The 17,756-nt window shown below is 67.8% G+C and carries 19 protein-coding genes; 15 read left to right on the top strand and 4 right to left on the bottom strand.

Features of this window, described 5'->3' with window-relative positions; all coding sequences use genetic code 11:
- Complete coding sequence (gene pdhA, locus RHOOR87_RS0113265) at positions 1 to 1,086, bottom strand: pyruvate dehydrogenase (acetyl-transferring) E1 component subunit alpha (RefSeq protein ID WP_027485282.1); 1,086 nt, start codon at positions 1,084 to 1,086, stop codon at positions 1 to 3.
- A gap of 371 nt (positions 1,087 to 1,457) precedes the next feature.
- On the opposite strand from pdhA, the gene RHOOR87_RS0113260 reads away from it, so the two are divergent.
- The 3 genes from RHOOR87_RS0113260 to RHOOR87_RS0113250 all read left to right on the top strand — a co-directional run bounded on the left by RHOOR87_RS0113260 (position 1,458) and on the right by RHOOR87_RS0113250 (position 5,607).
- Positions 1,458 to 2,306 (top strand): tryptophan 2,3-dioxygenase family protein, encoded by an 849-nt coding sequence (locus RHOOR87_RS0113260; RefSeq protein ID WP_027485281.1) that lies wholly within the window; start codon positions 1,458 to 1,460, stop codon positions 2,304 to 2,306.
- A 106-nt stretch (positions 2,307 to 2,412) separates the two neighbouring features.
- The gene (locus RHOOR87_RS0113255) at positions 2,413 to 3,921 is read left to right on the top strand and encodes a peptide MFS transporter (RefSeq protein ID WP_007512568.1); all 1,509 of its coding nucleotides are present in this window, start codon (positions 2,413 to 2,415) and stop codon (positions 3,919 to 3,921) included.
- A gap of 174 nt (positions 3,922 to 4,095) precedes the next feature.
- Positions 4,096 to 5,607: a peptide MFS transporter gene (locus RHOOR87_RS0113250; RefSeq protein ID WP_015446757.1), complete on the top strand. Its 1,512-nt coding sequence runs from the start codon at positions 4,096 to 4,098 to the stop codon at positions 5,605 to 5,607.
- 87 nt (positions 5,608 to 5,694) lie between these two features.
- On the opposite strand, the gene RHOOR87_RS0113245 is transcribed toward RHOOR87_RS0113250, so the two are convergent.
- On the bottom strand, positions 5,695 to 6,156 hold the full coding sequence (locus RHOOR87_RS0113245; RefSeq protein WP_015446758.1) for a MarR family transcriptional regulator: 462 nt from the start codon (positions 6,154 to 6,156) through the stop codon (positions 5,695 to 5,697).
- A 109-nt stretch (positions 6,157 to 6,265) separates the two neighbouring features.
- Here RHOOR87_RS0113245 and hppD point away from each other — a divergent pair, with 109 nt between their 5' ends.
- The 10 genes from hppD to tpx all read left to right on the top strand — a co-directional run bounded on the left by hppD (position 6,266) and on the right by tpx (position 15,908).
- Positions 6,266 to 7,351: a 4-hydroxyphenylpyruvate dioxygenase gene (gene hppD, locus RHOOR87_RS0113240; RefSeq protein WP_027485280.1), complete on the top strand. Its 1,086-nt coding sequence runs from the start codon at positions 6,266 to 6,268 to the stop codon at positions 7,349 to 7,351.
- Between the two features lie 11 nt (positions 7,352 to 7,362).
- Positions 7,363 to 8,661 (top strand): homogentisate 1,2-dioxygenase, encoded by a 1,299-nt coding sequence (hmgA, locus tag RHOOR87_RS0113235; protein ID WP_027485279.1) that lies wholly within the window; start codon positions 7,363 to 7,365, stop codon positions 8,659 to 8,661.
- Positions 8,662 to 8,698: 37 nt separating this feature from the next.
- The gene (locus tag RHOOR87_RS0113230) at positions 8,699 to 9,685 is read left to right on the top strand and encodes a fumarylacetoacetate hydrolase family protein (RefSeq protein ID WP_015446761.1); all 987 of its coding nucleotides are present in this window, start codon (positions 8,699 to 8,701) and stop codon (positions 9,683 to 9,685) included.
- 100 nt (positions 9,686 to 9,785) lie between these two features.
- The gene (hemN, locus tag RHOOR87_RS0113225) at positions 9,786 to 11,186 is read left to right on the top strand and encodes an oxygen-independent coproporphyrinogen III oxidase (RefSeq protein ID WP_027485278.1); all 1,401 of its coding nucleotides are present in this window, start codon (positions 9,786 to 9,788) and stop codon (positions 11,184 to 11,186) included.
- Between the two features lie 35 nt (positions 11,187 to 11,221).
- Complete coding sequence (locus tag RHOOR87_RS0113220; protein WP_015446763.1) at positions 11,222 to 11,983, top strand: helix-turn-helix domain-containing protein; 762 nt, start codon at positions 11,222 to 11,224, stop codon at positions 11,981 to 11,983.
- A 98-nt stretch (positions 11,984 to 12,081) separates the two neighbouring features.
- Complete coding sequence (locus tag RHOOR87_RS0113215) at positions 12,082 to 13,332, top strand: NnrS family protein (RefSeq protein ID WP_027485277.1); 1,251 nt, start codon at positions 12,082 to 12,084, stop codon at positions 13,330 to 13,332.
- 177 nt (positions 13,333 to 13,509) lie between these two features.
- A complete protein-coding gene (locus RHOOR87_RS0113210; RefSeq protein WP_027485276.1) occupies positions 13,510 to 14,274 on the top strand; it encodes a formylglycine-generating enzyme family protein in 765 nt (254 codons plus the stop codon).
- A gap of 8 nt (positions 14,275 to 14,282) precedes the next feature.
- Positions 14,283 to 14,855 (top strand): SCO family protein, encoded by a 573-nt coding sequence (locus RHOOR87_RS0113205; RefSeq protein WP_027485275.1) that lies wholly within the window; start codon positions 14,283 to 14,285, stop codon positions 14,853 to 14,855.
- An 88-nt stretch (positions 14,856 to 14,943) separates the two neighbouring features.
- The gene (locus RHOOR87_RS0113200; protein WP_027485274.1) at positions 14,944 to 15,381 is read left to right on the top strand and encodes a membrane protein; all 438 of its coding nucleotides are present in this window, start codon (positions 14,944 to 14,946) and stop codon (positions 15,379 to 15,381) included.
- 26 nt (positions 15,382 to 15,407) lie between these two features.
- Positions 15,408 to 15,908: a thiol peroxidase gene (tpx, locus tag RHOOR87_RS0113195; RefSeq protein WP_027485273.1), complete on the top strand. Its 501-nt coding sequence runs from the start codon at positions 15,408 to 15,410 to the stop codon at positions 15,906 to 15,908.
- A 10-nt stretch (positions 15,909 to 15,918) separates the two neighbouring features.
- Here the strand turns inward: tpx and RHOOR87_RS0113190 are convergent, their stop codons facing one another.
- A complete protein-coding gene (locus tag RHOOR87_RS0113190; protein ID WP_043795598.1) occupies positions 15,919 to 16,338 on the bottom strand; it encodes a group III truncated hemoglobin in 420 nt (139 codons plus the stop codon).
- Between the two features lie 91 nt (positions 16,339 to 16,429).
- Positions 16,430 to 16,876 (bottom strand): azurin, encoded by a 447-nt coding sequence (gene azu / locus RHOOR87_RS0113185; RefSeq protein ID WP_007512540.1) that lies wholly within the window; start codon positions 16,874 to 16,876, stop codon positions 16,430 to 16,432.
- 144 nt (positions 16,877 to 17,020) lie between these two features.
- Between azu and fdxA the strand changes: the two genes are divergently transcribed.
- Entirely contained in the window at positions 17,021 to 17,344 is a 324-nt protein-coding gene (gene fdxA, locus RHOOR87_RS0113180) for a ferredoxin FdxA (protein ID WP_007512538.1), read from the top strand.
- A gap of 179 nt (positions 17,345 to 17,523) precedes the next feature.
- A partial coding sequence (locus RHOOR87_RS19265) for a transposase domain-containing protein (RefSeq protein ID WP_043795596.1) occupies positions 17,524 to 17,756 on the top strand: 233 nt, incomplete at its 3' end.

The raw sequence follows: 17,756 nt of genomic DNA, 5'->3' as shown, positions 1-17,756 counted from the left end.
TCAGTGACCCTTGTTTTCAAGCGAGAGGACGTAGTCGCGCTGTTTCGCGAGGTCGGCGGGGACTTCGGCGAAGATGTAGTCGAACATCGCCGAGACCGGCTGGGTCTTGGTTTCGAGGTAGGCGTTCACCTCGTTGTCCATCCAGTCGTCGCACTCGGCCTTCCAGGCTTCTTCCTTGGCGTCGTCCCACACGCCCTTGGCCACCAGCCAGTGCTTCAGGCGCTTCATCGGTTCCTTGGCCCAGGCCTCGTCGACCTCGTCCTTGCCGCGGTAGCGGCGTGCGTCGTCGGCGGTGGTGTGGTCGCCGAGGCGGTAGGTGACCAGTTCCAGCACGCTGCCGCCCAGGCCGTTGCGCGCACGCTCCAGCGCGTCTTCCATCGCCTTGCGCACGGCGATGATGTCGTTGCCGTCCACCTGGATCGAGTAGAGGCCCGCGGCGATGCCCTTCTGCGCCAGCGTCTGCGCGCCGGACTGGATCTTGCGCGGCACCGAGATCGCCCACTGGTTGTTGACGATGGCGATCACCAGCGGCAGCTCGCGCGCGCCGGCCATGTTGATGGCGCCGTAGAAGTCGCCCTTGGAGGAGCCGCCGTCGCCGATGGTGGCCACCGCCACGCGCTTCTCGCCGCGGATCTTGAACGCCAGCGCGGAGCCGGCCGCATGCAGGCACTGGGTGGCGATCGGCACCGACCAGGCGAAGTCGTGCCGCGCCGGTTCTTTCTGGTAGTCGTTGCCGCGCTCGTCGCCGCCCCAGTACATGTATACCTCGCGCGGCTGCACGCCGCGGTACAGCTGCGCGCCGTATTCGCGGTAGCTCGGCGCGTACACGTCTTCGGGCTTCATGGCGCTGCCGATGCCGACGTGCGCGGCCTCATGGCCGAGGCAGCTGGCGTAGGTGCCGAGCTTGCCGGTGCGCTGCAGCGCGATCGACTTGGCGTCGAACACGCGGGTGGACAGCATCAGCTTGTACAGCTCGACCATGTGGTCGAGGTCTTTGGCGAACTCGGGCAGATCATCACGTACCTGCTTGCCCTCGGCGTCGAGGTATTGCAGGTATTCGATTTCAAACTTGGCGGCGATGGTCACGACGCGCTCCGGGGGTGAGAGACAGGGGGCTGGCGGTGGCCGGGCTCCGATGCAGGAGGCACGAAACGACCGCACAAGACCGCGCTTGATAACAGGCGGGGATGTTGCGCTGCAAGGTACAGCGCAGCATGCGCAGGCGTACGGGTCGACCGTCGCCGGTCGCCGCCGGGCCGCCGCTCCGCGCCACGCCGGCCTTTTCGCGCCGGGTCACGGTAGCGGCGGGCGGGCGCTCGGGCCCTGTCCTGGATCAGGCGTTGTGCGCGAACGGGGGCGTGGGGCCGGGCCGGCGAACGGGCGCGCTTGCCGCGGATCAGGGGCCGCTCGACGCGCTGCCGTTACCATGAGCGTTTTCGACCACGTGACGGAACACCATGAGCGACAACCAGCGCGACATCGAGGCGGGCATCCAGACCGACCTCAACGGCCAGATCACCTATGGCGGCTATCTGCACCTGGACACCTTGCTGTCGGCCCAGCAGCCATTGAGCCAGCCGCCGCATCACGACGAGATGCTGTTCATCGTGCAGCACCACGTGTCCGAGCTGTGGATGAAGCTGCTGATCCACGAGCTGAAGGCGGCGCTGGCGCACCTCAAGCAGGACGACGTCGACGCCTGCCTGAAGATCCTGGCGCGGGTGAAGCAGGTGCAGCGCCAGCTGTTCGAGCAGTGGGCGGTACTGGAGACGCTCACCCCGTCGGAGTACCTGGAGTTCCGCGGCGTGCTGGGGCCGTCGTCGGGTTTCCAGTCGCTGCAGTACCGCACCATCGAGTTCATGCTGGGCAACAAGAACGCCGGCATGCTCAAGGTGTTCGCGCACGACCCGGCCGCGCAGGCCGAGCTGCGCGCGGTGCTCGAGGCGCCCAGCCTGTACGACGAGTTCCTGTGCTACCTGGCGCGCTGCGGCCACGCGGTGCCGGCCGAGCTGCTGCAGCGCGACTGGACCGAAGCCTACCGGCGCAACGAGGCGCTGCTGCCGGCGCTCAAGCGCATCTACGAGCAGCGCGCGCAGTTCTGGCCGGAGTACCACCTGTGCGAACAGCTGGTGGACGTGGAGGAGAGCTTCCAGCTGTGGCGCTTCCGGCACATGAAGACGGTGGAGCGGATCATCGGCCACCGCCGCGGCACCGGCGGTTCGTCCGGGGTGAGCTTCCTGAAGAAGGCGCTCGACCTGGAATTCTTCCCCGAGCTGCTGGACGTGCGCACCGTGCTGGGCAGCTAGCGACATGACGTGGCTCGTGCTGCGGCGCATTTGACGATCGCGCGACCGGCGGTTACATCTGGCCATCGCAAGATTTTTCGATCGACCGACGGAGCAGGGGACACGCATGGGCCACACCACACTCGCCGGCGACGCCGGGCCGGTACCCGACTACCCGCAGCTGCTGGGCCACCCGCGCCCGCTGTGGATGCTGTTCATGTCGGAGTTCTGGGAGCGCTTCGCGTTCTATGGCATGCGCTGGGCGCTCACGCTGTACATCGTGGCGCAGTTCTACGACGGCAACGACGCCGGCCAGGCGGACGCCAGCCGCACCTACGGCGCCTACCTGGCGCTGGTCTACGCCACCGCGGTGTTCGGCGGCTACGTGGCCGACAAGATCCTCGGCTACCAGCGCTCGATCCTGCTCGGCGCGGTGGTGATGGCGGCCGGCCTGTTCATGGTGATGGTGCCGAACCATGCGGTGTTCATGCTCGGCCTGGCCACCATCATCGTCGGCAACGGCCTGTTCAAGCCGAACATCTCCTCGATGGTGGGCCAGCTCTACGTGCAGGGCGACTCGCGCCGCGACCGCGGCTTCACCCTGTTCTACATGGGCATCAACGCCGGTGCGCTGATCGCGCCGATCCTCACCAGCATCCTCGCCAACAAGGTGTTCGGCACGCCCGGCCACCACAACTACCACGTGGTGTTCGCCGCCTCCGGCGTGGGCATGCTGATCAGCCTGGTGTGGTTCTGGTTCGGCCGGCGCCAGCTCGGCCCGGTCGGCCGCCCGGCGCCGGAACAGGCCAGTCGCATGCGCATGCTGTACGTGGTGCTGGGCGTGCTGGCGACGATTCCGCTGGTCTACCTGCTGATGGACAAGGCCGGCGCGGTGGCGATCCAGTGGCTGCTGAGCGTGCTGTTCCTGGGCGTGGGCGTGATGCTGGTGATCGAGGCGATCCGCACCGGCCGCGTGCAGATCCAGCGGGTGATCGCGATGCTGATCATCTTCACCTTCAACGTGCTGTTCTGGATGTTCTTCGAGCAGGCCGGCAGTTCGTTCAACTTCCTGGCGCAGCACATCGTCGACCGCAACCTGGGCGGCTGGGAGTTCCCGATCGGCTGGTTCCAGTCGGTCAACCCGGTGGCGATCGTGCTGCTGGCGCCGCTGATCTCGCTGGCCTGGGGCTGGCTGGACCAGCGCCGCGTCGAGCCGTCGATCCCGCGCAAGTTCGGCCTGGGCCTGATCGGCAATGCGCTGGGCTTCGCGGTACTGATGTACGCGCTGTCCGCGCTGGTCGGCAGCGACGGCACGATTCCGCTGTGGACGCTGGTGCTGTGCTACGTGCTGCAGACTGCCGGCGAGCTGTGCCTGTCGCCGATCGGCCTGTCGATGGTGACCAAGCTGGCGCCGGCGCGCCTGGTCGGGCTGGGCATGGGCGGCTGGTTCCTGTCCACTGCGATCGGCAACAACCTCGCCGGCCTGTTCGCCGGCCACGTCAGCGGCGCGAGCGGCATGACCGTGGACTCGGCGCTGTCCGGCTACACCATGGGCTTCTGGATCCTGCTCGGCGGCGGCATCGTGCTGTTCCTGGTTGCGCCGCTGATCAACCGGCTGATGCACGGGGTGCGTTGAAAGCCGGGAATAGGGAATCGGGAATGGGTAAAGCGAAGCTCGCCCGCTTTTCCGATTCCCTATCCCCTATCCCCTATTCCCCACTCCCTGCTCCACAAACATTGACGCCATGCCCGGCGCCCGGTTACATCTGGGCGCTTGCGGCGGCCTGACGCATGCCGACGAGGGGATTGCATGAGCCAGACCAGCAGCGCCGGCGATAGCGTGACGACGCCCGACTACCCGCAACTGCTCGGCCATCCGCGTCCGTTGTGGATGCTGTTCATGACCGAGTTCTGGGAGCGCTTCGCCTACTACAGCGTGAGCTGGGCGCTGGTGCTGTACATCGTGGCGCAGTTCTTCCATGGCGACGCGTCGGGTCAGGGCTGGGCCGCCGGCATCTACGGCGCCTACACTGCGCTGATCTACGCCGCCTCGATCTTCGGCGGCTACGTGGCCGACCGGGTGATCGGCTACCAGCGCTCGATCCTGCTCGGCGCGGCGGTGATGGCCGCCGGCTTGTTCACCCTGCTGTTGCCGCAGCAGCCGGCGATGCTGCTGGGACTGGCGCTGGTGATCGCCGGCGACGGCCTGTTCAAGCCGAACATCTCCACCATGGTGGGCCAGCTCTACGGCCGCGACGATCCACGCCGCGACCGCGGCTTCACCCTGTTCTACATGGGCATCAACGCCGGCGCCTTCGCGGCGCCGCTGCTGACCGGCTGGATGGCGGCCCACTTCACCGACACGCCGATGCAGCAGAACTACCGCGTAGTGTTCGGCGCCGCCGGCGTGGGCATGCTGCTGAGCTTCCTGTGGTTCTGGTTCGGCCGGCGTGGTTTGAAGGGCGTGGGCCGCCCGCTGCCGGGCATGGAGAACCGCCTGCGCGTGCTGTGGGTGCTGCTCGGCGCGGCACTGGCGGTGCCGCTGATCTACGCGCTGCTGGCCTATGTCGGCGCCGATGGCCTGCAGTGGCTGCTCGGCGCGCTGTTCATCGGCGTGGCGGCGGCGCTGATCGTCGAGGCGCGGCGCCACGACCGCGTGCAGCTGCACCGCGTGATCGCCATGCTGATCGTGTTCGGCTTCAGCGTGCTGTTCTGGACCTTCTATTTCCAGTTCGGCACCTCGCTCAACTTCCTGGCGGAAAACTGGGTGGATCGGCAGATGTTCGGTGGCTGGACGTTCCCGGTCGGCTGGTTCCAGTCGGTGACGCCGCTGGCGATCTTGCTGTTTGCGCCGCTGCTGACGCTGGTGTGGGCCGTGCTTTCGCGCCGCAACGCCGAGCCCTCGATCCCGCGCAAGTTCGGCTTCGGGCTGATCTTCAACGGCTTGGGTTTCGTGGTGCTGGTGTATGCGCTGAAGGAACTGCTTGGCCCGACCGGGCTGATCCCGTTCTGGCCGCTGGTGCTGTGCTACGTGATGCAGACACTGGGCGAGCTGTGCCTGTCGCCGATCGGGCTGTCGATGGTGACCAAGCTGGCGCCGCCGCGCCTGGTCGGCTTGGCGATGGGCGGCTGGTTCCTGTCACTGGCCGCCGGCGGCGACTTCTCCGGCCTGGTGGCGCGTTCGATCAGTGGCGAGCGCGGCATGACGGTGGCCTCGGCGCTGTCCGGCTTCACCTTCAGCTTCTGGGTGCTGCTTGGCGCGGGCGCGTTGCTGTTGCTGCTGGCGCCGCTGATCAACCGGCTGATGCATGGGGTGCGGTGAGGCAGGGAACCGGCACTAGGGAATAGTTGAAGCGAAACCAGCGCGCCGGACATCGCCCGCCTTTCCCGTTCCCGATTCCGGATTCCCTCAGGAAAGCAATTTGTCCAGGATGCGCGCCAGCCACTGCCGCTCCTGCGCATCGAGCTTCGCCAGCACTTCGCGCTCGCGCGCGCGGGCCATCGGCGCGACCACGTCGTGGATCGCCCAGCCGGCGCTGCTGAGGTTGAGCACCGAGCGGCGCTTGTCGTTGTCGTGCACCGCGCGGTCGACCCGGCCGGCCTCGACCAGCCGGGCCAGCGCGCGGCTCACCGCCACCTTGTCCATCGCAGTGCGCTCGGCCACCTCGCGCGCGGACAGGCCGGCGTAGCGCGCCAGCACGGCCATCACCCGCCATTCCGTCACCGAGATGTCGTAGCGGCGCTGGTAGTCGTCGGCGATCGCCTGGCTGATCGTGTTGGACAGGATCGACAGCCGGTACGGCAGGAAGTGTTCCAGCTGCAGCGGCGCGTGTTCGGCCGTGGCGGGGACAGGGGAGCGCTTGGCAGGCATTGCGGCGGTGATCCTTGCAAATGGTTTCAAATGAAACTATAACGCAAGACCAATCTGCCGGTGGCACGCTTGCGTGAGGCCATCGTGCACCGACTCAGAGGAGAGCGCCATGAACGCCCAACCCAACCCCGGCATGCAGGTCACCACGTTCGAGAATCCGATGGGCATCGACGGCTTCGAGTTCGTCGAGTTTGCCGCCCCGGCCGGTCGCGCCCACGAGCTGCACGCGCTGTTCCGGCGGATGGGCTTCAGCGCCGTGCTGCGGCACAAGTCCCGCCCGATCACCGTCTACCGGCAGAACGGGGTGAACCTGCTGGTCAACGAGGATCCGGATTCGTTCGCCGCCGATTTCGCCGCGCAGCACGGCCCCAGCGCCTGCGGCTTCGCGATCCGTTTCCGCAAGCCGGTGGCCGAGGTGGAGGCGAGGGTGCTCGCCAACGGCGGCGAGGCGGTCGCGCACAAGCCAGCCAGCCGCGCGATCGGGGTGCCGGTGGTCAAGGGCATCGGCGACTGCATGCTGTACCTGGTGCCGCGCGAGGGCGACGCCTACGCCGCCGACTACGCGCCGATCCCGGGCGCCGAGCAGAACCCGAAGGGTTTCGGCCTGACCTTCATCGACCACCTCACCCACAACCTGCATTTCGGCAACATGCAGAAGTGGTCGGACTACTACGAGAAGCTGTTCAACTTCCGCGAGATCCGCTACTTCGACATCAAGGGCGCCAAGACCGGCCTGGTGTCCAAGGCGATGACCGCGCCGGACGGCATCGTACGCATCCCGCTGAACGAGTCCAGCGACCCGAAGAGCCAGATCAACGAGTACCTCGACGCCTACCACGGCGAAGGCATCCAGCACATCGCCTGCTTCACCGACGACATCTACGCCACGGTGGAGGCGATGCGCGACGCCGGCGTGGAATTCCTCGACACCCCGGACGCGTATTTCGAGGTGATCGACGTGCGCGTGCCCAACCACGGCGAAGACGTGCCGCGGCTGGCCAGAAACAAGATTCTGATCGACGCCGACCCGGAGACCAAGCAGCGCAAGCTGCTGCAGATCTTCACCCAGAACGCGATCGGCCCGATCTTCTTCGAGATCATCCAGCGCAAGGGCAACGAGGGTTTCGGCGAAGGCAATTTCCAGGCGCTGTTCGAGTCGATCGAACGCGACCAGATGAAGCGCGGTTTCCTCTGAAGGAGCGGTGCATGGCAACGATCGTGGGCAAGGGCTACCAATCCGGCTTCGGCAACGAATTCGCCAGCGAGGCGATCCCCGGCGTGCTGCCGGTCGGCCAGAACTCGCCGCAGCGCGTGGCGCACGGACTGTACGCCGAGCAGCTGTCGGGTACCGCATTCACCGCGCCGCGCCACCTGAACCGGCGCAGCTGGCTGTACCGGATCCGCCCGGCGGCGGTGCACGAGCCGTTCGCGCCGCTGGCGCACGAGCGCTTCCACAACCGCTTCGACGAGGCACCGGCCACGCCGAACCAGCTGCGCTGGGATCCGCTGCCGCTGCCGGAGCAGCCGACCGATTTCGTCGACGGCCTGGTGACGATCGCCGGCAACGGCGGCGCGGCCGAGCAGGGCGGCATCGGCATCCATCTCTACGCGGCGAACCGCTCGATGCAGGGCCGCTTCTTCTACGACGCCGACGGCGAGCTGCTGATCGTGCCGCAGCAGGGCCGGCTGCAGCTGGCCACCGAGCTGGGCGTGATCGAGCTCGAGCCGCAGGAGATCGCGGTGATCCCGCGCGGCGTGCGCTTCCGCGTCGAGCTGCCCGACGGAACCGCGCGCGGCTACGTCTGCGAGAACTTCGGCGCACTGCTGCGCCTGCCGGAGCTCGGCCCGATCGGCTCGAACGGGCTGGCCAACGCGCGCGACTTCCTCACCCCGCACGCCACCTGGGAGGACGTCGAGGGTGCGTTCGAGCTGGTGACGAAGTTCCAGGGCACGCTGTGGACGGCCGCGATCGGCCACTCGCCGCTGGACGTGGTCGCCTGGCACGGCAACTACGCGCCGTACAAGTACGACCTGCGCCGCTTCAACACGATCGGCTCGATCAGCGTCGACCACCCCGATCCGTGCATCTTCACCGTGCTGACCTCGGCCAGCGACACGCCCGGCACGGCGAACGTGGATTTCGCGATCTTCCCGCCGCGCTGGCTGGTGGCGCAGCACACCTTCCGTCCGCCGTGGTTCCACCGCAACGTGGCCAGCGAGTTCATGGGCCTGATCACCGGTGTCTACGACGCCAAGGCCGAGGGCTTCGTGCCCGGCGGCGCGAGCCTGCACAACTGCATGAGTGCCCACGGCCCGGACGCGGCCACCTTCGAGAAGGCCACGAACGCGGATCTGTCGAAAGCGGACGTGATCGGCGGCACCATGGCCTTCATGTTCGAGACGCGCAAGGTGATCCGCCCCACCCGGCAGGCGCTGGGGGCGCCGCAACTGCAGCGCGACTACTACCGATGCTGGCAGGATATCCGCAAGCACTTCGCGCCGTGACGGCGATCCCTCCACGCAGCAGGCACAAGGCGGCACGATGAAACTCGGATCTCTCAAGGAAGGCGGCCGCGACGGCACGCTGGTGGTGGTCAGCCGCGATCTCTCCCGCGCGGTAACGGCGGACGGCATCGCGCCGACGCTGCAGGCGGCGCTGGACGACTGGTCGAACGCGGCGCCGCGGCTGAATGCGCTGTCGGATGAACTGAACGGGGGCCGCGCCACCGGCGCGTTCGCGCTGGACATGGCCATGCTCGCCTCGCCGTTGCCACGTGCCTACGAGTTCGTCGACGGCAGCGCTTACCTGCCGCATGTCGAGCGCGTGCGCCGCGCGCGCGGCGCCGAGGTACCGGCCAGCTTCTACACCGACCCGCTGATGTACCAGGCCACCAGCGCCGGCTTCCTCGGCCCGCGCGACCCGGTGGTGGTGCCGAGCGAGGACTACGGCATCGACCTGGAAGCCGAGGTGGTGGTGGTCACCGACGATGTGCCGATGGCGGTCACGCCGGGCGAGGCCGCCGCGCACATCCAGCTGGTCGGCCTGGTCAACGACGTGAGCCTGCGCGGGCTGATTCCCGGCGAGCTGGCCAAGGGCTTCGGCTTCCTGCAGAGCAAGCCGCGCTCGGCGCTGTCGCCGGTGCTGGCGACGCCGGACGAGCTGGGCAGAGCGTGGGCCGGCGACAAGCTGCACCTGCCGATGCGCACCTGGCTCAACGACAAATGGTTCGGCGAGGCCGAGTGCGGCGTCGATATGCAGTTCAGCTTTGCCGAACTGGTGGCGCACGTGGCGAAGACGCGGCCGCTCACCGCCGGCACCATCGTCGGCTCCGGCACCATCGCCAACCAGGACACCGGCAAGGGTGCCTCCTGCCTGGCCGAGCAGCGCACGGTGGAAACCCTGCGCGACGGCCAACCGAGCACGCCGTTCCTGAAGTTCGGCGACCGCCTGAAGATCGACGTCACCGACGCCACCGGCGCCTCGATTTTCGGCGCCATCGAGCAGCAGGTCGAGCCGTACCGGAGATGACGCGAGCCGCCACGCCGGCGCTGCGGCAGGTCGCCGCGACCGGCGTGCGAATTGACCCGGATCAAGGCATGCTGGCGGGTGTCCCGACAGACTCGGCAACATGGCCATTCCCATCACTCCTCCCGAATTCGACCCGGCGCTGATCGCCCGCTACGACGTGGCCGGGCCGCGCTACACCAGCTACCCGACCGCGCCGCATTTCAAGGCCGAGTTCGACGAGGCGGCGTTGCGCGCGGTGATCCGCGCTTCCAACGAGGAGCCGATCCCGCGTCCGCTGTCGGTGTACGTGCACGTGCCGTTCTGCATGAGCCCGTGCTTCTACTGCGGCTGCAACCGGGTGATCACCCGCGACGTGACCCAGGCCGACCGCTACCTGGAACGGCTGTACCGCGAGATCGAGCTGATCGCGCCGCTGTTCGACCGCGACCGGCCGGTGCGCCAGCTGCACTTCGGCGGCGGCACGCCGAACTTCCTCGACACCGCGCACATGGGCGAGCTGCTGGAGTCGCTGGCGCGGCATTTCAGCTTCAGCCATGCCGCGGATCGCGAATACGGCATCGAGATCGACCCGCGCTTCGCCGACGCCGCCTACATCCGCGCCATGGGTGAGCTGGGCTTCAACCGGCTCTCGGTGGGCATCCAGGATTTCGACCCGGTGGTGCAGAAGGCGGTGAACCGGATCCAGAGCTTCGAGCAGACCCGCGAGGTGATCGAGGCGGCGCGGACCTCGGGTTTCCGCTCGGCCAGCGTCGACCTGATCTACGGCCTGCCGTTCCAGAGCGTGGACGGCTTCAGCCGCACGCTGGACCAGGTGGTGGCGCTGAACCCGGACCGGGTGGCGGTGTACGGCTACGCGCACCTGCCGGAAATGTTCAAGGCGCAGCGGCAGATCGAGGCCGCCGACCTGCCCGACGCGGCCACCCGGCTGGCGCTGTTCGGCCGCGCGCTGGAACACCTGTCGGCGGCCGGCTACGTCTACATCGGCATGGACCACTTCGCCAAGGCCAGCGACGAGCTGGTGCTGGCGCAGCGTGCCGGCACGCTGCAACGCAACTTCCAGGGCTACTCGACGCACGGCGATTGCGACATCGTCGGCCTGGGCGTCAGCGCGATCGGCCGCATCGGCGACAGCTACAGCCAGAACGCACGCGACCTGATCGGCTACTACGCGGCGCTGGACGCCGGCCGTCTGCCGCTGATGCGCGGCCTGCAGCTGGACGAGGACGACTTGATCCGGCGCGAACTGATCAACGAATTGATGTGCCACGGCAGCGTGGAGAAGCAGGCGTTCGGTGCGCGCCACCGGCTGCTGTTCGACGAGTACTTCGCGCGCGAGCGGCAGCGCCTGCTGCCGCTGATCGAGGATGGGCTGGTCACGGAAAACCCGCGCGAGATCCGGGTCACCTCGCGGGGGCGGCTGCTGTTGCGTATCATCGCCATGTGCTTCGACGCCTATCTGGACGACGCGGCACAGGCCCCACGCTATTCGCGCGTGATCTGATCCACGCAGCCCCAACCCGGCAGCCCATCGTCATCATGCAATCCAAGCCCATGGCAGGTCGTCTGCCCGAGCCGCCCAGCCCGATTGCCGACGACGGCGACGAAACGCGCTTCTGCGGCACCTGCGCGTTCTCCAGCGCGTGCATCGCGGCCGGCTACGACAAGCCGGAGCTGGCCGAGTTGCAGTGCCTGGTCGAGCACGTCGGCCCGTTCCGCGCCGGCGAGCACATCTTCCGTACCGGCGACCCGTTCCGCGCGATCTTCGCCGTGCGGGCAGGCACCGTGAAGACGCGCATGGTCGACAAGGAAGGCCGCGAGCAGGTGCTGGGCTTCTACCTGCCCGGCGAGGTGATCGGCCTCAACGCGATCTACCCCGAGCATTTCCCGTGCGACGCGGTGGCGCTGGACACCGCCTACTTCTGCCGCTTCTCGTTCCCCGCGATGAGCGCGCTGGCCTCGCGCATCCCTGCCGTGCAGCAGCATCTGTTCCGCATGCTGAGCAAGGAGCTGGGCACCGCCAGCCTGCTCGCCGGCGACCACAGCGCCGACGAGCGCGTCGCCGCGTTCCTGATGGACCTGGCCGGCCGCTACGCCGTGCGCGGCTTCTCCGCCACCCGCTTCCACCTCAGCATGTCGCGCGGCGACATCGCCAACTACCTGCGTCTGGCCGCGGAAACCGTCAGCCGTGTGCTCAGCCGCTTCCGTAGCCAGCAGCTGATCGAGATCGAAGGGCGCGAGCTGGAGCTGCTGAATCCGAAGAAGCTGCGCGAGATCGGGCAGGCGCTGCTGCCGGAGTGAGCGCCGCGAGGCGCTCCGGGGGGCTGACACAGATCAGTGTCCGTGCGGGTGCTAACCTGCCACCATGGTGAATCATTCTCGTTCGGGTTGGCATCGGCATGGCTGAATCACGATCTCCCGCGGCGGAAGCGGTCGCACCGGCGCAGCTGACGGCGCTGCTGGCTTCCGCGCCGCATCGGCCGCTGTTCCTGGCCGGTACCGTCGCGGTGTTGCTCAGCATGACCTGGTGGGCGCTGGAGCTGACCTGGATGCGCTTCGGTCTGGCCGGCTGGCCGCAGCCGTCGATACCGCCTGGCTGGGCGCACGCGATGCTGATCCAGTACGGCCTGTTCCCGCTGTTCATGTTCGGCTTCCTGATGACCACGTTCCCGCGCTGGCTGGGGCGGCCGGACCTGCCCAAGACGCGCTACCTGCCGGTGGCCGGCTGCGTGTTCGGCGGCTACGTGCTGGCGAACGTCGGCCTGCTCGACCTGCCGTGGCTGCTGAAGCTGGGCATCGCCGTGATGCTGGTCGGCTACCTGGTTGGCGTGTGGACACTGGGCGGGGTGCTGCGTGCCTCGGTGGCCGAGCGCAAGGGCCATGCGCGTTCCTGCCTGATGGCGTTGAGCCTGGGCTGCCTGGGGCTGGCGGTGTTCCTGGCCTACCTGTTCGGTGCGCCGGCCGATTGCGCGCTGCTGGCGATCAAGCTGGGCACCTACGGCCTGCTGCTGCCGATCTACTTCACGGTGATGCACCGCATGCTGCCGTTCTTCACCGGCAACATGGTGAAGGGCTACGAGGTGGTCCGGCCGGACTGGAGCATGCCGGTGGTATGGGCATTGCTGCTGGCGCACCTGCTGCTGGAATGGCGAGCCGCGCTGGGCTGGCTGTGGCTGGTCGACGTGCCGCTGGCACTGGTGTTCGCATGGCATTCGCTGACCTGGCGACCGTGGCGGGCGATGCGCCCGGGCATCCTGGCCGTGCTGCACCTGGCGTTCGCGTGGCTGCCGGTGGCGTTCGTGCTGTACGCGGTGCAGGACGTGGTGTACGCGACCAGCGGGCATCCGATCCTCGGCCGCGCGCCGCTGCATGCGCTGGCGATCGGTTTCTTCGGCTCGATGCTGGTGGCCATGGTGACGCGGGTCACCATGGGCCATTCCGGCCGCCCGCTGCAGATGGGCGCGGTGGCCTGGCTGTGCTTCGGCCTGCTGCAGCTGGTGGCGCTGCTGCGCATCCGTGCCGAGCTGGGTGGGGATGTCTACCTGTGGCTGGTGATCGCCGCCTACGGCTGGCTGCTGGCGTTCCTGCCGTGGGTACTGCGCTCGGCATGGATCTACCTGACGCCGCGGGCGGACGGCAAGCCGGGTTGAACGGGGCGCGGGCCGCGGCAGGGTGACGCAGCGCGGCCCCGACAGAGTTCGGGTTGACCCAGGTCAGCGGCGCAGCCGGGCGATCGCCTAGGCTAGGACGCGCAAGGACTCACGGAGACCGCCCATGTCACGTCCACCGTTTCTCGTCGTCGCCGCGGCCGCAGCGGAGCACTGACGATGCGCGCACGATGGGTCCTGGCCTGGCTTGGCCTGATGCTGGCGCTGCCGGTGGCGGCGGCGGACTATGCCGCCCTGCCGGGGGGCCGCTTCGCCAGCGTGCTGCCGGCCGACGGCAAGGCGGCAGCGGCGCAGGTCGCGCCGTTCCGCCTGCGCACCGAGCCGGTCACCAATGCCGAGTTCCTGGCCTTCGTGAAGGCCCATCCGCAGTGGCGGCGCGATCGCGTCGCCAGCATCCTGGCCGATCGACGTTATCTCAGCCACTGGGCCGGTGCCGATGCGTTGGGCAGTGAGGTGCTGCCCAGGCAGCCGGTGACCCGGGTCAGCTGGTTCGCCGCCCAGGCTTACTGCGAGAGCGAAGGCGCCCGCCTGCCCAACTGGTACGAGTGGGAGTACGCGGCGGCGGCCGACGCCACCCGCCGCGACGCGCGCAGCGACCCGGCCTGGCGCGAGACCCTGCTGGCCTGGTACTCGCGCCCGTCCAATGCGCCGCTGCCGGCCATCGGCGGCGCACCCAACACCTACGGCGTGCGCGACATCACGCAGCCGGTGTGGGAGTGGGTAGACGACTTCAACGCGCTGCTGGTGGCCAGCGACAGCCGCGACCAGAACGACCCCGACGTATTGAAGTTCTGCGGTGCCGGCGCGATCAGCCTGCAGGAAAAGGAGAACTACGCGGTGCTGATGCGCATCGCGATGCTGTCCGCGCTGAAGGCCGCCGACACCACCAACAACATGGGCTTCCGTTGCGCGAAGCCCCAGTGAGGTAATGCATGAAACGCCTGTTGCCCCTGCTCGCGATGCTCCTGCTGTTCGGCAGCACGCGGGCCGCCACGCCGCTGCCCGGCGACTCCGTGTACAACCTGCCGCTGCAGCTGACCGACCAGGACGGCCATCGACAGACGCTGGCCGATCGACGCGGCCGCCCGCAGCTGGTGACGATGTTCTACACCTCGTGCCAGATGGTCTGCCCGCTGATCATCGACAGCCTGCGGCTGACCCGCAATGCGCTGGACCCGGCCACGCGCGCACGGATCGACCTGCTCGCAGTGAGCTTCGACCCGGCGCGCGACGGCGTGGCCACGCTGAAGAGCTACGCGCAGAAGCGCAAGCTCGATCCGCGCATCTGGACCCTGGCGCGCGCCGAGCCGGCGCAGGTGCGCCAGTTGTCCGGCGTGCTCGGCCTGCAGTACCGGCAACTGCCCGATGGCGAGTTCAACCACTCGAGCGAACTGATCCTGCTCGATGCCGAAGGCCGCATCACCGCCCGCACCGCGCAGATCGGCAAGCTCGATCCCAGGTTCGTGGAGGCGATCCGCAAGGTGGTTGCGCAGCCGCACGACTGAGGGACCCGCTCCGCCGCCGGCTGATCCATGTCAGCGCGGCAGTGGCCGACGGCGAGCAGACTTCCCGGAAAACTTCGGGAGACGCTGCATGGTTGCCTGGTATCCGTGGATCGTGCTGGTGCACCTGGCGTGCGCCATCGTGTTCGCCGGCGCGGTAGCATTCGAGGTGCTGGTGGTCGAGGCGCTGCATCGGCATTTCGACACGGCCACCATGCAGCGCATCGAACAGTCGATCATGGCGCGCGTGCGCCGGTTCATGCCGGTGATCGTGGTGCTGCTGTTCGCCAGCGGCTTCATGCTGTTCGACATCCGTTGCGACGGCCTGTCCTGCGTGGGCAGCCGCTTCGGCAACTGGCTGCTGCTGAAGGTGCTGCTGGCGTTCGGCGTGCTCGGCGTGTTCATCAACGCGATGTGGGCGATGCGCAGCGGCAAGATGGACGTCTGCCGCTTCCGGCACACCCATCGCGTGGTGCTGGGCCTGATGGTGGGCATCGTCTTCCTGGCCAAGACCATGTTCTACTTGTAGCCATCCATCTACACACGAGGTGCACGATGTCCCAGGTCACGTTCAAGGGCCAGCCGATCAGCATCGACGGCCAGTTTCCCGCGGTCGGTTCGACCGCGCCGGCATTCAGCCTGGTCGGCGGCGACCTGTCCGACGTGGCGCTTTCCGGCTTCGCTGGCAAGCGCAAGGTGCTGAACATCTTCCCCAGCATCGACACCGGGGTGTGCGCCGCCTCGGTGCGCCGTTTCAACGAACTGGCCGGCAAGCTCGACAACACCGTGGTGCTGTGCATCTCGGCCGACCTGCCGTTCGCGCAGGCACGCTTCTGCGGCGCCGAGGGGCTGGAGCGGGTGACCAACCTGTCGCTGATGCGCGGGCGCCAGTTCCTCAACGACTACGGCGTGGCGATTGCCAGCGGCCCGCTGGCCGGATTGGCCGCGCGCGCGGTGCTGGTGCTGGACGGCCATGACAAGGTGTTGCACGCCGAGCTGGTCAGCGAGATCGGCCACGAGCCGAACTACGACGCGGCGCTGAAGGCGCTGGGCTGAGAACGATCGCCTACAGCTTGCCGATGCCCACGATCGGCACGCCGAACGGCTGCGCCTGCGGGTGCAGGTCGAGGCCCAGCTTGAGGCTGCGGCCGATGCGCTCGGCGTATTCCAGCATCTGTGCGGCGCCGGCCTCGTCCAGTTCCTCGGCGGTGGTCTCGCGCCACAGCGCGAGCCAGCGGTCGAAGTGTTCGGCGCGGATCGGGTGCGGCCGGTGCGCGCCCATCGGGTTGCCGCGGTAGCTGCCCGCGCGCAGCGCCACCGAGGCCCAGAACGAGGTCAGCAGGCGCTTGTGTTCGTCCCAGTCGTGCACCGCCGCGTTGAAGATCGGGCCGAGCTGCGCGTCGCGCCGCACTTTCTCGTAGAAACGGTCGACCAGCCGGGCGAGGGCCGGTTCATCCAGTGGCGAGGACGAGTTCGTGCGGGACATGATGGATCCGTGCGCGGAACGGTGTGTGATGCCCGTACCAACAAAAACGCATCCGGCCATCACGGCCGGATGCGTCGCTGGTCCGCCAAGCTTACTGACCCAGGCTCAACGTGCCCTTCATCAGCGCGGCGTGGCCGGGGAAGGTGCAGAAGTAGGCGTACTGCTCGCCGGCCTTCAGCTTGGTCACGTTGATCGTGGCGGTGTCCGATTCGCCGCCGCCGATCAGTTTGGTATGCGCGATGATGCGGGCGTCGCCGGGCTTCTCGTAGCTGTTGGCGGCGCCGGCCTTCATGCCGTCGGCGATCACGCCGGATTCGTCGGCGCTATGCGCGAGCACCCAGTTGTGGCCCATCGCGGTGACCGGCAGCTTGCCGGTGTGCTTCAGGGTCACCTTGAAGGTCTTGCAGGTCTTCGGCACGGTGATGGTCTTGGTGTTGAACTGCATGGCGTCGCTGGCCTCGACCGTGGTGGCGCACTCGGCGGCCATCAGCGGGGTGGAGAGCAGGCCGAGCAGGGCAAGGGCAATCAGTTTGCGCATGGGGTGTCGCTCCTGGGGAAGTGGTGAAATGCGGATGGATTCTGCAGCGGCGGCGCGCGGCGGGCACTGATCTGCGTCATTGCCACGGCACCTGCCGTCATTCGACACTCTAGCCACCACCGGCGGATGCCGGAAGGAGGCACGATGACGCACGTCGTTACCGAAAACTGCATCAACTGCAAGCACACCGATTGCGTCGAGGTGTGTCCGGTGGACTGCTTCCACGCGGGGCCGAACTTCCTGGTGATCGACCCGGACGAATGCATCGACTGCACGTTGTGCGTGGAGGAGTGCCCGGTCGGCGCGATCTTCCCCGAGCTCGACGTGCCGGCGGGGCAGGAGATCTTCATGTCGATCAACGCCGAGCTGGCCAAGGAGTGGCCGGTGCTGACCAGCAAGATCCCGTCGATGGAAGACGCCGACAAGTGGGACGGTGTGCCGAACAAGCTGCCGCTGCTGCAGCGCTGAATTGCCTGCCCCCCGTAGGAGCCCGCTCGCGGGCGATGCTGTTGATCTTGCGATTCCCAATTCCCGACCCCAAGAGTATCGCCCGCGAGCGGGCTCCTACGGGGGCGTAAAAAAAGCCGGGTGGTGCCTAATGCCAGTCAGTTAAGGTATTGACGAAGCCGGAACGACCCAAGAGGCTCATGGTTTTCCATGAGCCTCTTGCTTTGATCTCAGCCCTGCAAGCCAACTTTGATGCGGTAGGCGATCTGTCTCCCGCCGCGTTTGATCGTTTCAGCCAGCTCATTCCGGCCGCCTGGATCGAGCAAGCATTGCAAGCGACTGGCACGACGTCACTGCGCCGTCGACGTCTGCCGGCCGAGCGATTGATCTGGCTGGTCATCGGCTTAGCGCTGTTTCGCAACGAACCGATCTG

It is taken from the genome of Rhodanobacter sp. OR87 (assembly GCF_000473345.1).
Lineage (GTDB): Bacteria > Pseudomonadota > Gammaproteobacteria > Xanthomonadales > Rhodanobacteraceae > Rhodanobacter > Rhodanobacter denitrificans.
This window is presented reverse-complemented; position numbering and strand designations above follow the sequence as displayed.

Bases quoted from the DNA above. Each gene is read 5' to 3' on its own strand.
- RHOOR87_RS0113230 (WP_015446761.1), top strand. From the start codon at position 8,699: ATGAAACTCGGATCTCTCAAGGAAGGCGGCCGCGACGGCACGCTGGTG.
- RHOOR87_RS0113255 (WP_007512568.1), top strand. From the start codon at position 2,413: ATGGGCCACACCACACTCGCCGGCGACGCCGGGCCGGTACCCGACTAC.
- RHOOR87_RS0113245 (WP_015446758.1), bottom strand. From the start codon at position 6,156: ATGCCTGCCAAGCGCTCCCCTGTCCCCGCCACGGCCGAACACGCGCCG.
- RHOOR87_RS0113260 (WP_027485281.1), top strand. From the start codon at position 1,458: ATGAGCGACAACCAGCGCGACATCGAGGCGGGCATCCAGACCGACCTC.
- RHOOR87_RS0113215 (WP_027485277.1), top strand. From the start codon at position 12,082: ATGGCTGAATCACGATCTCCCGCGGCGGAAGCGGTCGCACCGGCGCAG.
- RHOOR87_RS0113190 (WP_043795598.1), bottom strand. From the start codon at position 16,338: ATGTCCCGCACGAACTCGTCCTCGCCACTGGATGAACCGGCCCTCGCC.
- RHOOR87_RS0113205 (WP_027485275.1), top strand. From the start codon at position 14,283: ATGAAACGCCTGTTGCCCCTGCTCGCGATGCTCCTGCTGTTCGGCAGC.
- RHOOR87_RS0113220 (WP_015446763.1), top strand. From the start codon at position 11,222: ATGCAATCCAAGCCCATGGCAGGTCGTCTGCCCGAGCCGCCCAGCCCG.
- hppD (WP_027485280.1), top strand. From the start codon at position 6,266: ATGAACGCCCAACCCAACCCCGGCATGCAGGTCACCACGTTCGAGAAT.
- RHOOR87_RS0113200 (WP_027485274.1), top strand. From the start codon at position 14,944: ATGGTTGCCTGGTATCCGTGGATCGTGCTGGTGCACCTGGCGTGCGCC.
- hemN (WP_027485278.1), top strand. From the start codon at position 9,786: ATGGCCATTCCCATCACTCCTCCCGAATTCGACCCGGCGCTGATCGCC.
- RHOOR87_RS0113210 (WP_027485276.1), top strand. From the start codon at position 13,510: ATGCGCGCACGATGGGTCCTGGCCTGGCTTGGCCTGATGCTGGCGCTG.
- RHOOR87_RS0113250 (WP_015446757.1), top strand. From the start codon at position 4,096: ATGAGCCAGACCAGCAGCGCCGGCGATAGCGTGACGACGCCCGACTAC.
- azu (WP_007512540.1), bottom strand. From the start codon at position 16,876: ATGCGCAAACTGATTGCCCTTGCCCTGCTCGGCCTGCTCTCCACCCCG.
- hmgA (WP_027485279.1), top strand. From the start codon at position 7,363: ATGGCAACGATCGTGGGCAAGGGCTACCAATCCGGCTTCGGCAACGAA.
- tpx (WP_027485273.1), top strand. From the start codon at position 15,408: ATGTCCCAGGTCACGTTCAAGGGCCAGCCGATCAGCATCGACGGCCAG.
- fdxA (WP_007512538.1), top strand. From the start codon at position 17,021: ATGACGCACGTCGTTACCGAAAACTGCATCAACTGCAAGCACACCGAT.